The following is a 5420-nucleotide window of genomic DNA, read 5'->3' on the forward strand; positions in this document are numbered from 1 at the left end:
CGGCGGCCGACCCCGGCCGCTTCGACCTCCGCGCGCTCGCCGAGCGGGCGCGGGGCGGCGCGAACCCGGTGATCCCGCTGGTCGCGGAGCTGACGCGGGCGGTGGGCGAGCCGTACGGGCCGTATGTGCATCGGGGGGCGACCAGCCAGGACGTCATGGACACGGCGATGATGCTGGTCGCGGTCCGTGTCCTGGACCTGGTGCTCGACGATCTCGACCGCTGCGCGCGGGCGCTGGCCGTTCTCGCCTCCGCGCACCGGGACACCGCGATGCCGGGCCGGACGCTCACGCAGCACGCCGTGCCGACCACGTTCGGCCTGAAGGCGGCCGGCTGGCGGGCGCTGGTGCTCGACGCGCGGGACCGGGTGACGGCCGTGCGGGGCTCGCTGCCCGCGCAACTCGGCGGGGCGGCGGGGACGTTGGCCGCGTTCACGGCGTACGGCGCGGACGAGCCGACCGCGCTGCCGGGAGCCTACGCCCGGGAACTCGGGCTCCGGGAACCGGTGTTGCCGTGGCACACCCTGCGCACCCCGGTGGCCGATCTCGCCGGGTGCCTGGCCTTCACGGTGGGCGCCCTCGGCAAGCTCGCCGCGGATGTGCTCGTGCTGTCCCGTACCGAGATCGCGGAGGTGAGCGAGGGCAGCGGCGGCGGTTCCTCCGCCATGCCGCACAAGGCGAACCCGGTGCGGTCCACGCTGATCGCCGCGGCGGCGCGGCGGGCACCGCAGCTCGCGGCCACGCTGTACGGCTCGCTGGCCGCCGAGGACGAGCGGCCGGCCGGCGCCTGGCACGCCGAGTGGGAGCCGCTCAGGGATCTGCTGCGGCTGGCCGGCGGTGCCGCGCGGGACGCCGCCGAACTGGCCGAAGGGCTGAAGGTGCACCCGGACGCCATGCGCGAACACCTCGGCCTCACCCATGGGTTGATCGTCTCCGAGCGGCTGTCGGCCGAGCTCGCCCCCGTGCTGGGCCGCGCCCGCGCCAAGGAACTGCTCACCGGGCTGGCCCGGCGGGCCTACGAGGAGGGCCGCCCACTGAGCGAACTTCTGGCCGCCGAGACGGAGCTGAAGGACCTGCACCTCGACCTGACCGCCGCGACCGACCCCACCCGCTACACGGGCGCCGCGGGCGCCCTCACCGATCGTGCTCTGGAGCGACGTTGACAGGGAAGCTGCTCAATCACCGTAGCGAGGGCCCCGCTTCCGCGCCCCCGCTGCTGCTCGGGCCCTCGCTGGGCACCTCGTACGCGCTGTGGGACAAGGTGGCGCCCGAGCTGTCGATCAGTCACCGGGTGGTGCGCTGGGATCTGCCGGGGCACGGTGGTTCGCCGGCCGAACTGATCAGGCCGGGTGCGCGTGTGGAGGATCTTGCGGGTCTTGTGCTCGATCTCGCCGACGCGCTGGGGGTGGAGCGGTTCGCGTACGCGGGGGTCTCCCTCGGCGGCGCTGTGGGGCTGCACCTGGCCGTGCACCACCCCGAGCGGGTGTCGTCGCTGGCCGTGATCTGTTCCTCGGCGCACTTCAACGGGGCGAAGCCCTGGCAGGAGCGGGCGGAGCTGGTGCGCCGCGAGGGTCTTGCGGGGCTCGCCGAGAGCGCGGACGCGCGTTGGTTCGCGGGCGACTTCACCGTGCCGGAGCTGGTGCGCGATCACCGGGAGGCCGACCCCGGGGCGTATGCCGCCTGCTGTGACGCGCTGGCCGCGTTCGATCTGCGGGAGCGGCTGGCCGACATCCGGGTGCCGACGCTGCTGATCGCCGGCCGGGAGGACCCGGCGACTCCCCCTCCTCACCTGCGGGAGATCGCGGACGCCGTGCGGGACGCCACGCTGGTGGAGATCCCGGGGGCCTCGCATCTGGCGCCGGCGCAGTGCCCGGAGGCCGTGCTGACGGCGCTGCGCGCGCATCTGATGGGGGGCGCGCGGCGCGGTATGGAGGTGCGCCGGGAGGTGCTGGGCGACGCCCATGTGGACCAGGCGCAGGCGCGGCAGACGCCGTTCACGGCACGGTTCCAGGACTTCATCTCGCGCTACGCCTGGGGCGAGATCTGGACGGACCCGACGCTCAGCCGCCGCGAGCGCAGCATGATCACCCTCACGGCGTTGGTCGCTCACGGCCACTACGACGAACTGGCCATGCACATCCGCGCGGCCCGCCGCAACGGCCTCACCCCGGAGGAGATCGGCGCGGTCCTGCTCCAGACGGCGGTGTACTGCGGAGTACCGGCAGCGAACTCGGCCTTCGCCACCGCCCAGCGGGTGCTGGCGGAGGAGGCCGAGGACTCGGCGTAAGGCACCGCATCTACGGTCCGGGGCCTTGGGGTGCTTGCGCGGGCGGTGTGTTTCAGCGCAGGCCCACGCCGTGGTCCAGTTCCTGCTGGGCCTGGGCTGCCAGGCCGTCCGCGCCGCAGGAGCGGGCCAGGGCCAGGCCTCGTTCGAGGTCGGGTCGGGAGCGGGCCAGGGTGCCGTACTCGATGCGGGCCGCGGCGTGTTCGTACTGGCAGGGGGAGGACTCCAGGTAGGCGACGGCCTGGGCGGCGAGGCGGACCGCGCGCTGGCCGGTCTCCAGGGCGGCGGCCACGCGCAGGGCCTCCCCCAGCGCGGTGTCGGTGCCGAAGCGTTCGGCCCGCCGGCGCACGTCGACGGCGAGCCGTCCGGCCCGGGCTGGGTCCTCGGTGGCCAGCGCGCGGGCGAGGTCGGCGGCGCAGAAGACGTGCACGGGGTTGTGGTGGCCACGGGCGGCGGCCGCCTTCTCCGCCGCCTCGAGTTCGTTGATGCCTTCCTTGGTGCGGCCGACGGCGAGCAGCAGCCGGCCGCGGACCGAGCGCGGGTCGGGCAGCACGATGGTCGACGGATAGGGCGGGGTGAAGCCGTGCCGTTCGGCGACCGTCCAGGCCTCGTCGACGCGGCCGCGGGCGAGCAGCGTGTCGACCAGGTTGCAGGTGGCCGTCCAGTACAACGGCAGCCCGCGTCCTACGTGTTCGGCGAGCCGCAGCGACTCGCGCAGGGAGGTCTCCGCCGCCTCCAGCCGGCCCCGTCTGCGGTGACCGAGCCCGACGTAGGCGTGGGCCAGGGCCAGGTGGCCGCCGCTCCAGCCGGCCGACTCGTAGGCGTGCAGGGCCTCGTTGTAGAGGCTCTCGGCGCGGTCGAGACGGTCGGTGTACGCGTACACCCCGGCCAGCATCAGCAGCAGTTCCACGCCCCACTCGGAGTCGGTCCAGCCGAGGCCGGGGGCGAGGCGGCCGTTGACGAGGGCGCGGTCGCACAGTTCGACGATCTCCTCGGCGTTCTCGCCGCGCATCATGGCGTCGAAGCCGCGCAGAATGAGCAGCGCCCGCTCGGAGTTGTCGCGGCCGGTGCAGGTGGCGGCGAGTTCGGCGAGGCGTTCGGAGCGGTTCGGGGTGAAGGTCTCGCCCGCGTGGATGCCCTCCCACATGAACTGCACGGCCTGCAACCGCATCCGGGCGGGGCCCGGTTCCAGCCGGGCGGCCTCCGCCTCGACCGTACGGACCGCCTCCTCCATCTGGTCGTTGTGCAGCAGCGCCTGGGAGAGGCGGACCACGGCGTCCACCCGCCGGTCGCCGTCGAGGCCGGGCATGCCGAGCGCGGCGCGCAGATGGCCGATGGTCCGGGCGGGCGCGGTGAGGAAGGTGGCGCAGCCCAGCTCGTACAGCACGTGCGCGTGGACCTCGGGGCGGGGCGGTTCCTCCAGGGCCCGTTCGAGGCAGCGGCGGGCGGCGTCGGGGGCGCCGACGGCGAGGTGTTCGCGGGCGGCCTCGCGCAGCTGCTCGACTAGTTCCTCGTCGTCGTCCGGGTGGACCTCCACCAGGTGGCGGGCGGCCGCCGCGGCGCCGCGCCCGGAGTCGGTGACGATGCGGGCGGCGATGCCGTGCATGGCGCGGCGCAGGGCGTCCGGGATGGAGTTGTAGACGGCCGTGGCGATCAGCGGGTGCACGAACTCGAGATCGGCCGGTGCGGTGCGGGCGCCCGCCGGGTCGGGGGCGGTCAGGATGCGGGCGCTGCGCAGGAGTTCGGCGCAGCGGACGGCGTCGGCGTGCTCCAGAGTGGCGAGGCGGGCCACCAGGTCGACGGTGACGCCGGTGCCGAGGATGGCGGCGGCCCAGGCGAACCGGGTGGCGTCTATGCCGAGTTGCTCCAGGCGGGCGACGAGGCCGCCGCCGCGGGCGGACTGGTTCAGCGCGCGCAGTTCGCCCGCGTGCGCCTCGACGGGTTCGAGTTCGCTGTCCTGGACTTTGGCGAGGAGTTCGACGGTCTCGTAGGGGTTGCCGCCGGTGACGGCCCACACCTCGCGGCAGAACGCGGCGTCCGCGTGCTCGCCGAGGGTGGCGCGGGTGAGCCCGGCGGCGGCGTCCGGGGTGAGGGCGCTGAGGGTGGTGACGGGCCGGTCGGACGCGGCGGCCACGGCGTCGAGATGGCGGGCGCTCACCCCGGAGATCTCGCCGGGCCTGCGGGCCACCACCAGCAGCACGGGCAGGTCGTCCAGCCGGTCGGCGAAGGCGGCCAGCCAGTGCAGGGTCTCCTGGTCGGCCCAGTGGGCGTCGTCGATGAGCAGCACCAGCGGCCAGTACCGGCGGGCCAGCCGGCGCACCGCGGCGACGAGGCCCTCGCACACGCCCTGCGGGTCGGCGTGCCGCTCACCGGGTTCCGTTATGCCGAGGGCGGGTCCGGCGATGTCGTACCAGTCGCCGAGGTAGTCGCGGGCCTCCTCGGGCAGCATCGACACCAGGGCGGGCTGCAGGAGTTGGCGTACGACGTTGAAGGGGACGGAGCGCAGGGTCTCGCCGCCGCGGGCGGACCACACGGTGCAGCCGCGCTGTTCGGCGATGCGGCGGGTCTCCGCGAGCAGCGCGGTCTTGCCGAGTCCGGCCTCGCCGCGGAGCAGCAGCACGCTGCCGGACGAGGAGCGGTCGGCACACAGGGTGTCGACGGCCCCTGCGATGGCGGCGATCTCCGCGTCGCGCTCCCACAGGGAAGCCGAGGCGCCGGCCGTGGGCCGTACCTCCGTCATCCCGCTACCTCCCCAAGTCGCCCGAACGACGTACGAAGTCGAGCGTAGTCCCCCACGTGGCCGAACGGTGACTGCTCGGAGCAGGAGTTGCCGTGACGGGTGACACCGGGTGCGGGGGGTCGACGCGTCGGCACCCTCACCTGGGGCGGTGAGGGTCAACGGCTGTCAAGGGGGCGGGACATGACGGGCGCGACCGGACAGGGGCGGGGTTCTCTCATCCGGCTTTCACCGATGCCTCTTACGGTGGGGGCATGACGCAGCTGACTCCTCCCGGGTGGTACCCCGACCCCGGGCAGACGAATGACGGGCCGCCCACCGAGCGCTGGTGGGACGGCGGTGCCTGGACGGATCAGGTGCGCCCGGTGGGGTCGGCCGCCGTGTGGGGTCCGCCGCCGCCCG

Annotated in this window: 4 protein-coding genes; 3 read left to right on the forward strand and 1 reads right to left on the reverse strand. The window is 74.5% G+C overall.

Annotated features, from left to right (window positions below; all coding sequences use genetic code 11):
* Together pcaB and pcaD are read left to right on the forward strand one after the other, a co-directional pair.
* A partial coding sequence (pcaB, locus tag N4P33_RS31985; RefSeq protein WP_260830447.1) for a 3-carboxy-cis,cis-muconate cycloisomerase occupies window positions 1–1160 on the forward strand: 1160 nt, incomplete at its 5' end.
* Window positions 1157–2284, forward strand: coding sequence for a 3-oxoadipate enol-lactonase (gene pcaD / locus N4P33_RS31990; RefSeq protein WP_260830448.1), 1128 nt, complete (start codon window positions 1157–1159; stop codon window positions 2282–2284). The genes pcaB and pcaD, both read left to right, overlap by 4 nt.
* Window positions 2285–2336: 52 nt before the next feature.
* On the opposite strand, the gene N4P33_RS31995 is transcribed toward pcaD, so the two are convergent.
* Window positions 2337–5021, reverse strand: coding sequence for an AAA family ATPase (locus N4P33_RS31995; protein WP_260830449.1), 2685 nt, complete (start codon window positions 5019–5021; stop codon window positions 2337–2339).
* Window positions 5022–5272: 251 nt separating this feature from the next.
* On the opposite strand from N4P33_RS31995, the gene N4P33_RS32000 reads away from it, so the two are divergent.
* On the forward strand, window positions 5273–5420 hold a 148-nt coding region (locus N4P33_RS32000; protein WP_260830450.1), incomplete at its 3' end, for a DUF2510 domain-containing protein.

Source organism: Streptomyces sp. 15-116A (assembly GCF_025290915.1).
Lineage (GTDB): Bacteria > Actinomycetota > Actinomycetes > Streptomycetales > Streptomycetaceae > Streptomyces.

Coding starts and splice junctions, on each gene's coding strand:
- N4P33_RS31995 (WP_260830449.1), bottom strand. CDS start 5,021: ATGACGGAGGTACGGCCCACGGCCGGCGCCTCGGCTTCCCTGTGGGAG.